The 15632-nt window shown below is 63.2% G+C and carries 14 protein-coding genes; 8 read left to right on the top strand and 6 right to left on the bottom strand.

Translation table 11 applies throughout. The annotated features are described in order from the left end of the window. Positions 1–143: 143 nt before the first annotated feature. From dnaQ to NKI39_RS33260, 5 genes are all read right to left on the bottom strand, one after another. The gene (gene dnaQ, locus NKI39_RS33240) at positions 144–866 is read right to left on the bottom strand and encodes a DNA polymerase III subunit epsilon (protein ID WP_352837248.1); all 723 of its coding nucleotides are present in this window, start codon (positions 864–866) and stop codon (positions 144–146) included. A gap of 85 nt (positions 867–951) precedes the next feature. Then, positions 952–1554 (bottom strand): dephospho-CoA kinase, encoded by a 603-nt coding sequence (gene coaE, locus NKI39_RS33245; protein WP_352837251.1) that lies wholly within the window; start codon positions 1552–1554, stop codon positions 952–954. Continuing rightward, positions 1551–2393 (bottom strand): shikimate dehydrogenase, encoded by an 843-nt coding sequence (locus tag NKI39_RS33250; RefSeq protein WP_352837254.1) that lies wholly within the window; start codon positions 2391–2393, stop codon positions 1551–1553. Before NKI39_RS33250 ends, coaE begins: the two co-directional genes overlap by 4 nt. Continuing rightward, positions 2386–2985, bottom strand: a complete 600-nt coding sequence (locus NKI39_RS33255; RefSeq protein ID WP_352473997.1) for a Maf-like protein — start codon at positions 2983–2985, stop codon at positions 2386–2388. Before NKI39_RS33255 ends, NKI39_RS33250 begins: the two co-directional genes overlap by 8 nt. 164 nt (positions 2986–3149) lie before the next feature. Next, on the bottom strand, positions 3150–3968 hold the full coding sequence (locus NKI39_RS33260) for a pyruvate, water dikinase regulatory protein (RefSeq protein ID WP_254817949.1): 819 nt from the start codon (positions 3966–3968) through the stop codon (positions 3150–3152). Between the two features lie 401 nt (positions 3969–4369). On the opposite strand from NKI39_RS33260, the gene hemE reads away from it, so the two are divergent. From hemE to rho, 3 genes are all read left to right on the top strand, one after another. Further along, on the top strand, positions 4370–5398 hold the full coding sequence (hemE, locus tag NKI39_RS33265) for a uroporphyrinogen decarboxylase (protein WP_352837257.1): 1029 nt from the start codon (positions 4370–4372) through the stop codon (positions 5396–5398). 2 nt (positions 5399–5400) lie between these two features. Next, positions 5401–5946, top strand: coding sequence for a protoporphyrinogen oxidase HemJ (gene hemJ, locus NKI39_RS33270; RefSeq protein WP_502898648.1), 546 nt, complete (start codon positions 5401–5403; stop codon positions 5944–5946). A gap of 166 nt (positions 5947–6112) precedes the next feature. Then, positions 6113–7378 (top strand): transcription termination factor Rho, encoded by a 1266-nt coding sequence (rho, locus tag NKI39_RS33275; RefSeq protein WP_023675925.1) that lies wholly within the window; start codon positions 6113–6115, stop codon positions 7376–7378. Positions 7379–7427: 49 nt separating this feature from the next. Here rho and NKI39_RS33280 read toward each other — a convergent pair whose 3' ends face one another. Further along, a complete protein-coding gene (locus tag NKI39_RS33280) occupies positions 7428–9446 on the bottom strand; it encodes a thioredoxin domain-containing protein (RefSeq protein ID WP_352837260.1) in 2019 nt (672 codons plus the stop codon). A 58-nt stretch (positions 9447–9504) separates the two neighbouring features. Here NKI39_RS33280 and mnmE point away from each other — a divergent pair, with 58 nt between their 5' ends. The 5 genes from mnmE to NKI39_RS33305 all read left to right on the top strand — a co-directional run bounded on the left by mnmE (position 9505) and on the right by NKI39_RS33305 (position 15324). Beyond that, positions 9505–10833, top strand: a complete 1329-nt coding sequence (mnmE, locus tag NKI39_RS33285; protein ID WP_352837263.1) for a tRNA uridine-5-carboxymethylaminomethyl(34) synthesis GTPase MnmE — start codon at positions 9505–9507, stop codon at positions 10831–10833. A 202-nt stretch (positions 10834–11035) separates the two neighbouring features. Continuing rightward, positions 11036–12925, top strand: a complete 1890-nt coding sequence (gene mnmG / locus NKI39_RS33290) for a tRNA uridine-5-carboxymethylaminomethyl(34) synthesis enzyme MnmG (RefSeq protein ID WP_352837266.1) — start codon at positions 11036–11038, stop codon at positions 12923–12925. Further along, positions 12922–13563, top strand: coding sequence for a 16S rRNA (guanine(527)-N(7))-methyltransferase RsmG (rsmG, locus tag NKI39_RS33295; RefSeq protein ID WP_352837269.1), 642 nt, complete (start codon positions 12922–12924; stop codon positions 13561–13563). The genes mnmG and rsmG overlap by 4 nt, the downstream gene beginning before the upstream one ends. A gap of 33 nt (positions 13564–13596) precedes the next feature. Then, positions 13597–14397, top strand: coding sequence for a ParA family protein (locus NKI39_RS33300; RefSeq protein WP_352837272.1), 801 nt, complete (start codon positions 13597–13599; stop codon positions 14395–14397). A gap of 45 nt (positions 14398–14442) precedes the next feature. After that, a complete protein-coding gene (locus NKI39_RS33305; RefSeq protein WP_352491256.1) occupies positions 14443–15324 on the top strand; it encodes a ParB/RepB/Spo0J family partition protein in 882 nt (293 codons plus the stop codon). Positions 15325–15632 lie beyond the last annotated feature (308 nt).

Here is a 15632-nt window from a genome sequence, read left to right on the forward strand (position 1 = left end):
CCCGAACCTCCCGGCGCAAAGCGCGCCAAACTGTTCGCGATGTCCTCGCACACCTGTTCGCGATGTCTCCGGTCCAAACACCCCCCTGAGGGGGAGATGTCCGGCAGGACAGAGGGGGGCGCGAAGGATCACTCCGGTCAAAATCACTGTGCCGCGGAACTCGCTTCCGGGGGGACGCGCAGCCACAGCGCTTTTTCGCCGAGGCTGCCAACCATGCCTGCGTGTGCTGCGCGCTCGGCATCGGTCAGGCGCGACGGCAAGGCGATCGGCCGCACACCGATCGAAATATCGATGTCGTCGACATCCTGCCTGCCGCCCGCCGGAGTCAGGATGCTGTCGAGGATAAGGCTTGCCTGCTTGCCGCCGATGAGCTCGATATAGACCTCGGCCAGCAATTCCGAATCGAGCAGCGCGCCGTGCCTGGTGCGGCGGCCGTTGTCGATGCCGTAGCGGCGGCAGAGCGCGTCGAGCGAATTGGGGCCCATCGGATGCTTGCGGCGCGCCAGCGCCAGCGTGTCGACGATCCGTCCCGGATCGATGGCCGGATGGCCAAGCCGGCCGAATTCGAGATTGAGGAAGCCGATGTCGAAGCCGGCATTGTGCGCGACCAGTTTGGCGCCGTCGATGAAGGCCAGAAACTCCTCGGCGATCTCCATGAAAGTCGGCTTGCCCTGAAGATCGGCGGCGCTGATGCCGTGCACGGCCTGCGCCTCGTGATGGATCTGGCGGCCTTGCGGGTTGATGTATTTGTGGAAGGTTCGGCCGGTCGGGAAGCGGTTGACCAGCTCGACGCCGCCAAGCTCGATGACGCGGTCCTCGCGCGTGTCGAGGCCGGTGGTTTCCGTATCGAAGATGATCTCACGCATCGAATCAGTCCACTGGTGCCGGCATCATTCTAGCCGAATCACGCCAGGAACAAAATGGCAACAAGTAATGCGGGCTGCAAGCCTCCTAACCAGGTCTGGCTGCCTTATCCACGACTAGTTCGGCGATGATGGCCTTGACGGCCGCGCGAGTGGCGTCAAAGCCCTGACCGGTGTCGATGACAAAGTCGGCGCGCCGGCGCTTTTCGGCGTCAGGAACCTGCCTGGCCAGGATCGACGCCAGTTTCTCCTCGTTCATACCCGGCCGCGCCAGCACGCGGGCGCGCTGGACTTCGGGCGGCGCGGTGACGACCACGACCTTGTCGACGCGGTTGCGGCCGCCGGTCTCGAACAGCAGCGGTATATCGAGCACGGCAAGCGGCGCGCCGGCGGCACGATGTTCAGCCAGGAAGGCATCGGCATCGGCACGGACCAGCGGATGGATGATCGCTTCCAGCCGTTTCAGCGCGGCGGCGTCGCCGAGCACCCGCTCCGCCAGTGCCGCGCGGTCGACCGCACCGGATCTGGTGGTGCCGGGAAAGGCCGCCTCGACCAAGGGCGCGGCCTTGCCGGCATAAAGCCGATGCACAGCCTCGTCGGAATCATGGACCGGCACGCCGGCTTCGGCGAACATCTTGGCCGCGGTCGATTTGCCCATGCCGATCGATCCGGTGAGGCCGAGCACGATCATTTTATCGCGCCGATATCGGCAATAATTATTTGCCGCAGTTCGGCGGTGACTTCTGGCCTGATGCCGAACCAGCGCTCGAAGCCGGGCACCGCCTGGTGCAGCAGCATGCCGAGCCCATCGACGGTTCTCAGGCCGCGCGCTTTGGCGGTAGCAAGCAGCGGCGTCTCCAGCGGCACGTAGACAATGTCGGTGACGATGGCGCGGTCCGGCAGTCTGCCTGGATCCGCGGACAGGCCTTCATTGCCATGCATGCCGAGCGCTGTCGTGTTGACCAGCAGGCCGGCATCTTCGAGCAATTCGCCGGTCGCCGCGAGGTTGTGGGCGGAAACGCCGGCACCGAAGCGGTCGCGCAGCTCCTGCGCCCTCGCAAGCGTCCGGTTGACGATGCGGATGTCGCTGACGCCGCGCTGCTTCAGCGCATGGATGACCGCGCGAGCGGCGCCGCCGGCACCGAGCACCACGGCGGGGCCGTTGGCCGCCCAGCCCGGTGCATATTCGTCCAGATTGGCGGCAAAGCCATGGGCATCGGTGTTGCCGCCGCACAATTCGCCATTCTCGAACCACAGCGTATTGACCGCACCGATCTGTTCGGCGTCGGCGTCGCGTCGCGCCGCCAGTGCGAAGGCGGCTTCCTTGTGCGGGATGGTGACGTTGCCGCCGCGATAGCCTTGTGCCTGCAGCGCCTGCAGGAATTCGGCAAAGGCCTCCGGTGCAACGTCGATGGCCTCGTAGACGCCGTCGATGCCGTATTTCACCAGCCAGTGGCCGTGGATCTTCGGAGACCTGGAATGCGCGATCGGGTGGCCGGTGACGAAGGCTTTTTTTGGGGCCTCAGCCATCGATCGCCCCGAACTCACGCAGCTTGGCCAGCACCGGCAAAAGTGGCAAGCCGACAATAGTAAAATAGTCGCCTTCGATTTTTTCGAACAGCTGGATGCCTTCGCCTTCGATCTGGTAAGCGCCGACGCTGGACAACGCCTTGGCGCCGACGCGCGCCAGATGGCGGCCGATGAAGGCCGGATCGAGCTTGCGCATGGTCAGGCTGGCGATGCCGACATGCCGCCATAGAACCTGGCCGTCACGGCCGAGCACGACGGCGCTGTTGAGATGATGCGTCTTGCCCGACAGCGCCAGCAGATGACGGCGCGCTCCTTCCATGTCGGCCGGCTTGTGGAACAGCTCGTCGCCGAGCGACAGCGTCTGGTCGCAGCCGAGCACCAGGGCGCCGGGCTTGCGCTCACTGACGTCGGTGGCCTTGGCTTCAGCGAGCACCAGGGCGACGTCCTCCGGCGACACGCCAGTATTCTGCAGCGGCGCCTCGAGCGCGCGCTCATCGACAGAGGCCGGAACCGCTTCGACAGTGACGCCGGCATTGACGAGCAGCGCCTTGCGGAACGGGCTGCCCGAGGCAAGGATGATTTTTTCAGCCATTTTTTCACCCGGTTCCTGACACTAGGGTGTGTCGAGATTCAGGTCAGGCCGAGCCGAAAACGGTGGCTTCCGAGAACCGGAGCGGAGCGTACTTTTCGTACGTGAGCACCGGAAGCGCAGGAAACCGCCGTTTGCAGGCCGGCATCACCTGAATATCACACGCCCTACCGCGTCTTGCCGCGCAGGGCAACGATGGCCGCCGCCGTCTCCTCGATCGAACGGCGACTGACGTCGATCATCGGCCAGCCGTGCCGCGTGCATATCTGGCGGGCATAGGCGAGCTCTTCGGCGATCGCGGCGCGGTCGACATAGTCGGTCGGTTCGTAGGCGCTGGTGCCGAGAATGCGGTTCTGCCGGACCTGCGAGATCCGTTCGGCGGTGGCGACCAGGCCAACGATCAGCGGCCTCGTGGCATTGACCAGGCTTTCGGGCACCGGAACGCCGAGCACGATCGGGATGTTGGCGGTCTTGATGCCGCGATTGGCGAGATAGATGCTGGTCGGCGTCTTCGAGGTGCGGGAGATGCCGACGAGCACGATGTCGGCATCATCCATATTGGCCGGCAGCTGGCCATCGTCATGCTCCATGGTGAAGTTGAGCGCGTCGATGCGGCGGAAATATTCGGCGTCCAGCACATGCTGGGCACCGACGCGGCGGCCGGCCGGCGTGCCGAGATAGGACTGGAACACCGTCAGCACCGGTTCCAGCACCGAGACGCAAGGCAGGCCCATGGCCGCGCAGCGTTCGTCGATGCCGCGGGCAAGCTTCTGGTCGACCACCGTATAGAGGATGATGCCCGGCTCCTCCTCGATATCCTCGAACACCTTCGTCACCTGCTTTTCGGTGCGGATGAGCGGGTAGATATGTTCGATGGCGCGCGCGTCCTTGTATTGCGCGGAAGCCGCGCGGCCGGCGGCCAGCAGCGTTTCGCCGGTGGCGTCGGAAATCAGGTGAAGGTGAAAGAAGCTCTGCGGTTTGTTCACAGGATACATTCCAGGCTGTGGGCCGATGTGGATAAGCCGGGCGGGAAACTCGGCCACCGCAAAGCGACTGTATCAGATGGCGGTTTGTCCACAATTCGATGTGCTGTCGGCTTCTCCGGGCGGTTGGGGACAAGTCCGGGGACGGAGCTTTTTGCCTTCGCTTCATCCACAGGGGCAATTTCCCTGGCCTGGCGGCAACGCATTGACTCCAGTCGTAAATTCGCGGTTTTCCACAAAGTCCTGCAATCCCGTTGGAGAAGCGCGCGACAATATGCTGGCTGGTCTTTTCGAGGGCAAAGCGGGACAGCAGACAACCACCACAACCAACAGACTCTTAGAATCATAAGATTCCTAAAAATAGAATATTTAATTATAGGGAAGCCTGGAAAGGCGAGCGCTCAATGCCTCAAGACCGGATCGTGCTGGACGTGTTGAGAGGCAAGGGGGCGTTTCCGCCACCGCTCTGGATGATGCGCCAGGCCGGCCGCTATCTGCCGGAATACCGGGAGACGAGGAGACGGGCCGGATCCTTCCTCGATCTTTGCTACGACCCGGATCTCGCCGTCGAAGTGACGCTGCAGCCGATCGAACGCTTCGGCTTCGATGCATCGATCCTGTTTTCCGATATTCTTGTCGTGCCGCATGCGCTCGGCCGCGACGTGCGCTTCGAGGAAGGACGCGGCCCGCTGCTGACGCCGATCACGGCTGCGGAAATTGCGGCTCTCGACGGCGAAACGTTTCACGTGAATCTCGAGCCGGTCTACGAGACGGTGCGGCGGTTGCGCGCCAGACTGCCTGATGAAACGACGCTGATCGGCTTCTGCGGTGCGCCCTGGACGGTGGCGACCTACATGATTGCCGGCCACGGTACGCCCGACCAGGCGCCGGCCAGGCTGTTCGCCTATCGCGAGCCGGCGGCCTTTCTTCGGCTGCTGAAGGTGCTCGCCGATCATTCGGCTGCCTATCTGATCCGCCAGATCGCGGCCGGCGCCGACGTGGTGCAGATCTTCGATTCGTGGTCAGGCGTGCTCGACGAAGCGTCTTTCGAATTGTTCTGCGTCGAGCCGGTGGCCTCGATCGTCCGGCAAGTGAAGGCTGTCCATCCCAATGTTCCGATCATCGGCTTTCCCAAGGGCGCGGGAGATCACTATCGAAGCTATCGCCAGAAGACCGGCGTGACCGGGCTGGGCCTCGATTGGACCGTGCCCTTGTCGAGCGCGAAGGAATTGCAGCGTGACGGCGCCGTGCAGGGCAATCTCGATCCGCTGCGGCTTGTAGCCGGCGGCAAGGCGCTTGACGACGGCGTGGGGGCGATCCTGAAGGCGCTGGGCGACGGGCCGCTGATCTTCAATCTCGGCCACGGCATCACGCCCGAGACGCCGCTGGCGCATGTCGAGCGGATGGTCAAGCTGGTGCGGAGCGCATCGTGACGATGATGGGCGCGGACAATGCGAACGGCACCAACACCGGTAAGGGCGCGATGCGCCGCGCGGCAATCGCGATCGCCATTTTCCTGGTGCTGGCCGGGCTGCTGTTTTTCTTCGGGCCCGATGATTTCTATCCCTGGGCGAAGGCGATCCATGTGATTGCCGTCATCTCCTGGATGGCTGGCATGCTCTATTTGCCGCGCTTGCTGGTCTATCATGCCGATGCCGAAAAAGGCTCCGTCCAGTCGGAGACTTTCAAGGTGATGGAGCGCCGCCTGCTGCGCGGCATCATCAATCCGGCAATGGTGATCACCTGGGCATTCGGCCTTTGGCTCGCCTGGAAAGGCTTTGGTTTTCAAGGCGGCTGGCTGCATGCCAAGATCGCTGCGGTGGTTGGCCTGTCGGCCGTGCATGGCTATCTCGCCGGCGCCGTCCGCAAATTTGCCGAAGACCGCAATGAAAAATCGGCAAGGCACTGGCGGATCGTCAATGAGATCCCTACATTGCTGATGATCGTCATCGTCGTCCTGGTAATCGTGAAACCGTTCTGACGTCTTCGGTTGCCCGCAAAAGGCGGCTTGCTCTTTCAACCGACCGACGATAAAAGACGGGTCTTCCTTCCCGTCATGCGCCGCCCATTTATCGCTTCGGCCGCGCCCGGCATTTGTCGCATCCCGCCGATATTTTTCCCAAAGCTTACTCAGAGTCCGTCTAATGATGCAAGAAATGAAACTCACAGAGTTCAAGAACAAGAAACCGCCAGAGCTGATCGCTTATGCGGAATCGCTCGAGGTCGAGAACGCCAGCGTCATGCGCAAGCAGGAGCTGATGTTCGCGATCTTGAAGAGGCTGGCGACCCAGGATATCGAGATCATCGGCGACGGCGTCGTCGAAGTGCTGCAGGACGGTTTTGGTTTCCTGCGCTCCGCCAATGCCAATTATCTGCCGGGTCCCGACGACATCTATATTTCACCGTCGCAGATCCGGCGGTTCTCGCTGAAGACCGGCGATACGGTCGAAGGGCCGATCCGCAGCCCGAAAGAGGGCGAGCGCTATTTCGCGCTGCTCAAGGTCAACACGATCAATTTCGACGACCCGGAAAAAATCCGCCACAAGATCCATTTCGACAATCTGACCCCGCTTTATCCGACCTCGCGGCTGAAGATGGAGATGGAGGTTCCGACCTCGAAGGACATTTCGGCGCGCGTCATCGACCTGGTGGCGCCGCTCGGCAAGGGCCAGCGCGCCCTGATCGTGGCGCAGCCGCGCACCGGCAAGACGGTGCTGTTGCAGAACATCGCCCATTCGATCACCACCAATCATCCGGAATGCTATTTGATCGTGCTTCTGATCGACGAGCGGCCGGAGGAAGTCACCGACATGCAGCGCTCGGTGAAGGGCGAGGTGGTATCCTCGACCTTCGACGAGCCGGCGGTGCGCCACGTCCAGGTTGCCGAAATGGTCATCGAGAAGGCCAAGCGCCTGGTCGAGCACGGCCGTGACGTCGTCATCCTGCTGGATTCGATCACCCGCCTCGGCCGCGCCTACAACACCGTCGTGCCGTCATCCGGCAAGGTGCTGACCGGTGGTGTCGACGCCAACGCGCTGCAGCGGCCGAAGCGCTTCTTCGGTGCTGCCCGCAACATCGAGGAAGGCGGCTCGCTGACCATCATCGCGACGGCGTTGATCGATACCGGCAGCCGCATGGACGAGGTCATCTTCGAAGAGTTCAAGGGCACCGGCAATTCGGAAATCGTGCTCGACCGCAAGGTGGCGGACAAGCGCATCTATCCGGCCATGGACATCCTCAAATCCGGCACCCGCAAGGAGGACCTGCTGGTTCCGCGCCAGGACCTGCAGAAGATCTTCGTGCTGCGCCGCATCCTGGCGCCGATGGGAACGACCGACGCCATCGAGTTCCTTATCGACAAGCTCAAGCAGACCAAGACCAACGCGGATTTCTTCGATTCGATGAATACGTAAAGGGGGCAAGGCGCTGTCCCGCCGGCGTTCCGGTTCTGTGCACCTCGACCTATCGACGGCGCAACTGCCGCTCGAGTTCCTCAGCGTCGGTTATCACCGGCAGGCAGACCTGCCCCGTGCAGAGCCAGGCGCCGGGCTCGGTCGTTGGCGGCAGGACGCCGCCTGGCAAGGCTGGCAGATTTGTCGCCGAGCCAACAGGCACGACGACGTCCACCCGGCGCGGGTCTGGATTTCGATTCGCAACCGGAACAAGCCTTAGAGTCTCCGGTCTATCCACGATCACCAGCTTCAGCGGTTCAAGCGCCAAGGCACAGGCATTGACTATACCCGCCTGGCCATAGCCCTGGTGCTCCGCCCGCCCGCCCGCGTGCTCTGCGACTGTCCAGGCTTTTTCCCAGAGATCGAGATCGCCCGAAAGCGACGACAATCGGACCAGGGCTTCGATGATCTGGCCGGTAGCGGAAGGAATGGCTTCGTCGACATCGCCGCGGATGCGGATCGGCACATCCGCGCTGTCGGACGCGGTCAGATAATAGCCGGTCTTGTCGCTGTCCCGGTGCCAAAGATCGAGTTGCTCAATGAAGTTCCCGGCGCGATCGATGTAGTCGGGATTGCCGGTCGCCTCGAACAGTGAGATGGCGGCGTTGGCCATGGCGGCATAGTCGCTCGACAGAGCCGGAAACAGCTTCTTTGCGCCGAGCATCGAATGCGGCAGGCGGCCGTCACGTCCGGCAGCCGCAATCGCGGCAAAGGCCGTTGCCGCCGCTTCGATCCAGTCGGATCGGCCAAGCGACCGTCCGGCCTCGGCAAGGGCTGCGATCATCAAGCCGTTCCAGTCGGTCAGGGCCTTGCCGTCACGCCCGGGCCGCACGCGCTGTTCCCTCGCTGCCAGCAGCCTTTGCTTGAGCGGAACCAGAAGGTCACGATCGACGACGCTCTGCGCCTGTTGAGCATCAGTCTGGCAAATGATCGGCTTGCCTTCCCAACCATGCGGATCGGCAAGCGTGAAGTATTTGAAAAACAATGCTGAATCGTCGCCAGGGGCTGCCTCGAGCTCATCCCTGCTCCAGGTGTAGAACAACCCCTCCTCGCCCTCGCTATCGGCATCAAGGCTGGCGGCGAAGGCATCGCCCTCGACTCGCATTTCGCGCAACAGCCAGGCAATGGTCTCTTCGATTCGCAGCCGGAACAATTCCTCGCCGGTTGACGCATAGGCCCAATTGCACAAGCGGATGAGCTGGGCATTGTCGTAGAGCATTTTTTCGAAATGCGGGACCAGCCATTCGGCGTCGGTCGAGTAGCGGCTGAGTCCGCCGCCAATATGGTCATAGATGCCACCGGCCAGCATCTTTTCGAGGCTGAGGAGAACGGCGTCGCGGTGCGATGCGGTGCCGTCGCGCAGCCAGGTCAGCCAGAGGCTCTGCATGAACGGCGCGTTGGGGAATTTCGGCGCGCCGCGCAGACCGCCCAAATCGCGGTCGATCATGCCGTCAATGCCATTGGCGAGGTTCGCCAGCATGCCGCGGTCGAGCACGGCCTTGGCATGGCTGCCCGCCAGCCGCGTCTCGACATGCGTGGTCAGCCCGTCGGCACTCTGGTTAACGCTTTCTTTCTTCTCCCGCCAAGCCTTGTCAACCGCCTCCAGCACCTGGACGAAACCCGGCCGGCCGTAGCGGGCTTCGCGCGGAAAGTAAGTGCCGCCCCAGAACGGCTTGCCCTCCGGCGTCAGGAACATGGTCAGCGGCCAGCCGCCCTGCTCGCCCATCGAGGACAGCGCCGCCATGTAGATCTGGTCGATGTCGGGGCGCTCCTCGCGGTCGACCTTGATATTGACGAAGAGACGGTTCATGACGGCGGCGACGTCGTCGTTCTCGAAGCTCTCATGCGCCATGACGTGGCACCAATGGCACGCGGCGTAGCCGACAGAGAGCAGGATCGGACGCTGCAGCACCTTTGCTTCGGCCAGAGCGGCGGGCGACCATGGCCGCCAGTGCACTGGATTGCCGCTGTGCTGCTGCAGATAGGGGCTGGCCTCTTCGGCAAGCAGGTTTTGTGCAGGCAATGTCACGGCACTACTCGATGCGGATTGAACAGGCATAGCTAGGGCGCTTCGGCAGAGCGGGCAAATGATTTCAAAAGACTCCATCGTGGCGCTGTCGAGCGGGCGCCTGCCGGCCGGCATTGCGGTGATCCGGATTTCCGGGCCGCACAGTCGATTCGCTGTCGAAACGATTGCTGGATCGAAGGTGCCAAACCGCGTTGCCACCTATCGCAAGTTCCGGGCGCTCGACGGATCGGTGCTGGACAGCGGCCTGGTCGTCTTCTTTGCCGGCCCCGACAGTTTTACCGGCGAGGACGTTGCAGAGTTCCATGTGCATGGCGGGCGCGCCGTTGTGGCGAGGATGCTGGAAACGATCGCCTCCTTCGACGGCGTCAGGCATGCCGAGCCTGGCGAACTCACCCGCCGCGCCTTTCTCAACGGCAAGCTCGATCTGGTCGAAACCGAGGCGCTGGCCGATCTCATCAACGCTGAAACCGAGGCGCAGCGGCGCTTTGCCGTTCACAACGCCCAAGGCGTGCAGAGCGAAGTCTATCTGGGCTGGCGCCGACGGCTGATCCACGCCCGCGCGATGATCGAGGCCGAGATCGACTTTGCCGACGAGGATGACGTGCCGGGCTCGGTCGCTGATACGGTCTGGTCCGATGTCCGGGCCATGATCGACGAAATCGAGCGCCACGTCGCCGGCTTCCGCGCTGCCGAAATCATCCGCGACGGGTTCGAAGTGGTAATCCTCGGCGCACCGAATGCCGGCAAGTCCAGCCTGTTCAACGCCTTGGCGCGGCGCGAAGCGGCCATCGTCACCGACGAGCCGGGCACGACCCGCGACCTGCTCGAGGTGGTACTGGACCTGGAAGGGGTGCGGGTCAGGGTAACCGACACCGCCGGTCTGCGCGAGGCGCCCGGCAAGATAGAGGCGATCGGCATCGAGAAGGCCAGGACCAAGGCGCACAGCGCCGATCTGCTGTTGCTGCTTGAGGATCTGGCGGAGCCAATCGCAATCGGTGTGCCGCCGGGCGACATTCAGGCGCTGAGGGTTGGAACAAAAATTGACCTGCTGGGGGGTAAATCGCCCTCGCCTGCGGTGCACTATGATTTCGCTATCTCGACGCGGGACGGCACGGGTCTGGCCGAACTGCTGGACGAGATCGGGCGTCGTGCCGCAGTCCAGATCGGCAAGGCCGGCGATGTCCTGCCGTCGCGGCTGCGGCACGTCGAGCTGCTCAACGAGACGAAACGCTTCCTGCTCGCAGCAGTGGTCAGTGGTGATCGCGGGCAGGAGCTACGGGCCGAGGAACTGCGCCTGGCGGCGGATCGGCTTGGACGCATCGTTGGGGCGGTCGATGTCGAGGATATGCTGGACGTTATCTTTTCGCAGTTCTGTATCGGCAAATGACTCACGTGAAACATTGCCAAATGCCGAGATGCGGGCGTGTCGCTAGCTTACTCGCATAGTGGCGGGAAGCCGGTGATGATTCACGTGAAACACGTAGCGATGAACGCAGACGGAATTGTTTCACGTGAAACGACTAGTTGGTGTCCTTGACAGTGCAGGCTCACGGGCACATGTGTCGGCAGATTTGAATCGGAATATACAAATGACCAATCGCTACGATGTGGTGGTGGTGGGCGGCGGTCATGCTGGGTGCGAGGCGGCTAGTGCGGCCGCGCGGGCTGGCGCCAGGACGGCGCTGGTGACGCTGCGTTTCGACACGATCGGCGTGATGTCTTGCAATCCGGCGATCGGCGGCCTCGGCAAGGGCCATCTGGTTCGCGAGATCGACGCCATGGACGGGCTGATGGGGCGCGTCGCCGATGCCGCCGGCATCCAGTTCCGCCTGCTCAACCGCCGCAAGGGGCCAGCCGTGCGTGGTCCGCGAACACAGGCCGACCGAAAACTTTATCGCCTCGCCATGCAGGCGGCAATCCGCCAGCAGGCTGGCCTCGATGTCATCGAAGGCGAGGTGCTGGATTTCGAAATCAACAATGGGGAAATCGACGACGGACGCATCGCGGCGGTGCTGCTGGCGGATGGTAGCCGGCTCGCCTGCGGCGCCGTGGTGCTGACGACCGGCACTTTTCTGCGCGGGCTGATCCATATCGGCGAGAAGAAGATCGTCGCCGGCCGCATGAACGAGCAGGCGAGCGTCGGCCTGTCGGCGACGATGAGCCACGCCGGCTTCAGGCTCGGGCGGCTGAAGACCGGCACGCCGCCGCGGCTGGACGGCAGGACGATCGATTGGGCGTCACTGGAGAGCCAGGCGGCGGACGAGGACCCCGTGCCGTTCTCGCTGCTGACCGATCGCATCGAAAATCCGCAGATCCATTGCGGCATCACCCGAACGACCAATGCGACGCACGAGCTGATTCGCGCCAATCTCGGCCGCTCGGCCATGTATTCGGGGTCGATCGAAGGCGTCGGGCCGCGTTATTGCCCGTCGATCGAAGACAAGATCGTCAAGTTCGGTGACCGCGAAGGCCACCAGATCTTTCTGGAGCCCGAAGGGCTGGACGACGACACGGTGTACCCGAACGGCATTTCGACCTCGCTGCCCGAGGACGTGCAGCTCGACATCCTGAAGACCATTCCGGGGCTGGAGCGGGCAACGATGCTGCAGCCGGGCTATGCCATCGAGTATGATCATGTCGATCCACGCGAGCTCAAGCCGACGCTGGAAACCAAGCGGATCGCCGGCTTGTTCCTCGCCGGACAGATCAACGGCACCACCGGCTACGAGGAGGCCGGCGCGCAAGGGCTGCTTGCCGGCTTGAATGCGGCGCGCAAGGCGTCGGCGAGCGAGGAAATCGTGCTCAGCCGCACCGAAGCCTATATCGGCGTGATGGTCGACGATTTGACCAGCCGCGGCATTGCCGAACCCTACCGCATGTTCACCTCGCGGGCCGAGTTCCGGCTATCGCTCCGAGCCGACAACGCCGATGAGCGGCTGACGCCACTGGCGATAAGGCTGGGGATTGCCTCGCCGGAGCGGATGCAGCGGTTCAACAATAGTATGCAAGACCTTGAGAAGGCGCGACAGCTCGCCCTCGGCACCACCATGACCCCCAATGAGGCAGCGCGCCATGGGCTCGAAATCAACCGGGACGGCGTCCGCCGCTCGGCCTATGAGTTGCTGGCCTATCCCGGCGTCGACATCGCCTGGCTGGCGAGGGTCGAGCCGGCTTTCGCGGCGATCGACAGCAAAACGGCCGAACGTCTTGAAACGGAAGCCAAATATTCTGTCTATCTCGACCGGCAGCAGGCCGATGTTTCGCAGATCAGGCATGAGGAGAGCAGGCTTATTCCCAAATCGCTCGACTTTGCTTCTGTTCCCGGCCTGTCGAACGAGTTGAAGCAGAAGATGCTGGCACGCCAGCCGCGCTCGATTGCCGATGCGCAACGCATGGAAGGCATGACGCCGGCGGCGCTGGCGATTATTGTCGCCCATGTCCGCAATGCCGAGGCGGCCGCGCGAAAGCAGGTCGCGTGAGCGCTGCGTCCTGGGCAAACCTGCAGGCGGCAGCGGGCCCGGTTTCACGTGAAACATTCGATCGCCTGGTCGAGTTCGAGGCCGTCTTCCAGAAATGGAACCGCCGGATCAATCTGGCCGCGCAATCGACGCAGGACGATGTCTGGCGCCGCCACATCCTCGACAGCGCGCAGCTGGCGCGAATCAAACCAAAGGCGAAGCGCTGGGTCGATCTCGGCTCCGGCGGTGGGTTTCCCGGCCTTGTGCTGGCCTTTTTGCTTGCCGAGCGGGACGGCGCCGGTATCGACCTGGTTGAAAGCAACCGGAAAAAAGCATCGTTCCTGCAAGCGGTCATCGGACAGTTCAGCCTGCCCGCCAAGGTTATCGCGCGCCGCATCGAAGACAGCTATCCTCTTGTTCCTGCACCGCAAATCGTCACAGCCAGGGCACTCACCTCGCTGCCCGGCTTGCTCGACCTGGCAGCACCGTGGCTGACCAAGGGGTCGCGCGGCCTGTTTCACAAAGGTCGGGATTACCGCGCCGAAGTGGCAGAAAGCGCTCAACGATGGTCTTTCGATCTGGTAGAACATGCCAGTGCAACCGACGCACAGGGCGTCATTCTCGAAGTATCCGACTTGCGACAGCACCCTGGCTTGTGACCGGCGACCCAAATGAATTTCTGGCATAGACCCATGATGAAGAACGGCCCCCGAATCATCACCGTCGCCAACCAGAAAGGCGGCGTCGGCAAGACGACGACCGCCATCAATCTGGCCACCGCGCTGGCGGCCATAGGCGAACAGGTGCTGATCGCCGATCTCGACCCGCAGGGCAACGCCAGCACCGGGCTTGGCATCGACCGGCGCGACCGCACCGTCTCGTCCTATGATGTGCTGACCGGCGAGCTGGATCTCGAAGCGGCGGCGATCCCGACGGCGGTGCCTGGCCTGTCGATCGTACCGTCGACGCTCGACCTGCTCGGCATAGAGATGGAAATCGCCTCGGCGCCGGATCGAGTGCTGCGGCTGCGCAACGCTCTGCGGGCTTCGGCTGAGCGCTCGGCCAATTTCGGCTATGTGCTGATCGACTGCCCGCCGTCGCTCAACCTGCTGACACTGAATTCGATGGCTGCGGCCGATTCGGTGCTGGTGCCGCTGCAGTGCGAGTTTTTCGCGCTGGAGGGCCTGAGCCAGCTTTTGGAGACGGTCGAGCAGGTGCGCCGCTCGATCAACCCCGACCTGACGATCCAGGGCATCGTGCTGACCATGTTCGACGGGCGCAACAATCTCGCCAACCAGGTGGTGCAGGATGTGCGGGCGCATATGGGCGACAAGGTCTATGAAACCGTCATCCCGCGCAATGTCCGCGTCTCCGAGGCGCCGTCCTACGGCAAGCCGGCGATTCTCTACGACCTCAAATGTTCGGGCAGCCAGGCCTATCTGCAGCTTGCTTCGGAAGTCATCCGCCGCGAGCGCAAATTGCGTGCCGCCTAGCAGTAACCAACAAGCGATTCGATACCGAAACGATCTGGACGGACGATGAACGAAGACCCTTCGAGGAAAAGACTGGGACGGGGACTGGCGGCCCTGATCGGCGAAATCGATCGCCCGGCGGCACCGGAAAAGCCCGGGTTGGCGGCCGACGGCAAGGTGCCGATCGAGTTCCTCAGCCCTAACCCGAAAAACCCGCGCCGGCATTTTGGCGACGCCGACCTGACCGACCTCGCCCAGTCCATCCGCGAACATGGCGTGGTGCAGCCGGTGGTGGCGCGGCCGTCGAAAACCCAGCCGGGCCGCTATGAGATCATCGCCGGCGAGCGACGCTGGCGTGCGGCGCAACGCGCCGGGCTGACCGAAATCCCGATTATCGTGCGCGACGTCAACGATCGCACGGCGCTCGAACTGGCGATCATCGAAAACGTCCAGCGCACCGACCTCAACCCGGTCGAGGAGGCGCTCGGCTACCAGCAGCTGATCGACGACCATGGCTATACCCAGGCCGATCTCGGCCAGGTGATCGGCAAGAGCCGCAGCCATGTCGCCAACACGTTGAGACTGCTCAAGCTGCCCGACGTCATCCGCGACATGCTGGTCGACGGGGCGCTCTCTGCCGGCCACGCCCGTACCCTGGTGACGGCCAACGACCCGGCCGGGCTTGCCAAGCGGATCATCGATGAGGGGCTTTCGGTGCGCCAGGCCGAGGCCTTGGCGCAGCTGCCGGTCGGCGCGCCGTCGGCAAAACGCCAGCCCGCCGCACCGCCGCAAAAGGATGCCGACACGCTGGCGCTGGAGCGGCTGATGACCAGCACGATCGGCATGATTGTCACGATCGAGCACAACCAGCGCGGCGGCGTGATCAGCGTCGCCTACCGGACGCTGGAGCAGCTCGACGAGCTTTGCCGAAGGCTGAAGCGGGAGTAGGTAGGTTGCTAAAATTAGCCGGCAAATAAGATTTTTGCTGCCGTGCGGTGATTGGCGAAATCGTCGAAGTAGTTAATCTCCCCCCTTGAGGGGGAGATGGCCGGCAGGCCAGAAGGGGTCGTCAAATTTCAAGCGCCCACCTCCTCTGTCGTCGCGGAAGGGGCTGGTGTTCTACGCGCTGTGACCCCTCTGTCGCCTTTGGCGACATCTCCCCCTCAAGGGGCTGTTTGGACCGGAGACATCGCGAACAGGTGTGCGAGGACATCGCGAACAGTGCTCCATGCTATCTCTCGACGAGGTTGAGGTCG

This window comes from Mesorhizobium sp. M0664, from assembly GCF_040320565.1.
Taxonomy (GTDB): domain Bacteria; phylum Pseudomonadota; class Alphaproteobacteria; order Rhizobiales; family Rhizobiaceae; genus Mesorhizobium.

Coding starts and splice junctions, on each gene's coding strand:
- dnaQ (WP_352837248.1), bottom strand. CDS start 866: ATGCGTGAGATCATCTTCGATACGGAAACCACCGGCCTCGACACGCGC.
- coaE (WP_352837251.1), bottom strand. CDS start 1,554: ATGATCGTGCTCGGCCTCACCGGATCGATCGGCATGGGCAAATCGACC.
- NKI39_RS33250 (WP_352837254.1), bottom strand. CDS start 2,393: ATGGCTGAGGCCCCAAAAAAAGCCTTCGTCACCGGCCACCCGATCGCG.
- NKI39_RS33255 (WP_352473997.1), bottom strand. CDS start 2,985: ATGGCTGAAAAAATCATCCTTGCCTCGGGCAGCCCGTTCCGCAAGGCG.
- hemE (WP_352837257.1), top strand. CDS start 4,370: ATGCCTCAAGACCGGATCGTGCTGGACGTGTTGAGAGGCAAGGGGGCG.
- hemJ (WP_502898648.1), top strand. CDS start 5,401: ATGATGGGCGCGGACAATGCGAACGGCACCAACACCGGTAAGGGCGCG.
- rho (WP_023675925.1), top strand. CDS start 6,113: ATGCAAGAAATGAAACTCACAGAGTTCAAGAACAAGAAACCGCCAGAG.
- mnmE (WP_352837263.1), top strand. CDS start 9,505: ATGATTTCAAAAGACTCCATCGTGGCGCTGTCGAGCGGGCGCCTGCCG.
- mnmG (WP_352837266.1), top strand. CDS start 11,036: ATGACCAATCGCTACGATGTGGTGGTGGTGGGCGGCGGTCATGCTGGG.
- NKI39_RS33300 (WP_352837272.1), top strand. CDS start 13,597: ATGATGAAGAACGGCCCCCGAATCATCACCGTCGCCAACCAGAAAGGC.
- NKI39_RS33305 (WP_352491256.1), top strand. CDS start 14,443: ATGAACGAAGACCCTTCGAGGAAAAGACTGGGACGGGGACTGGCGGCC.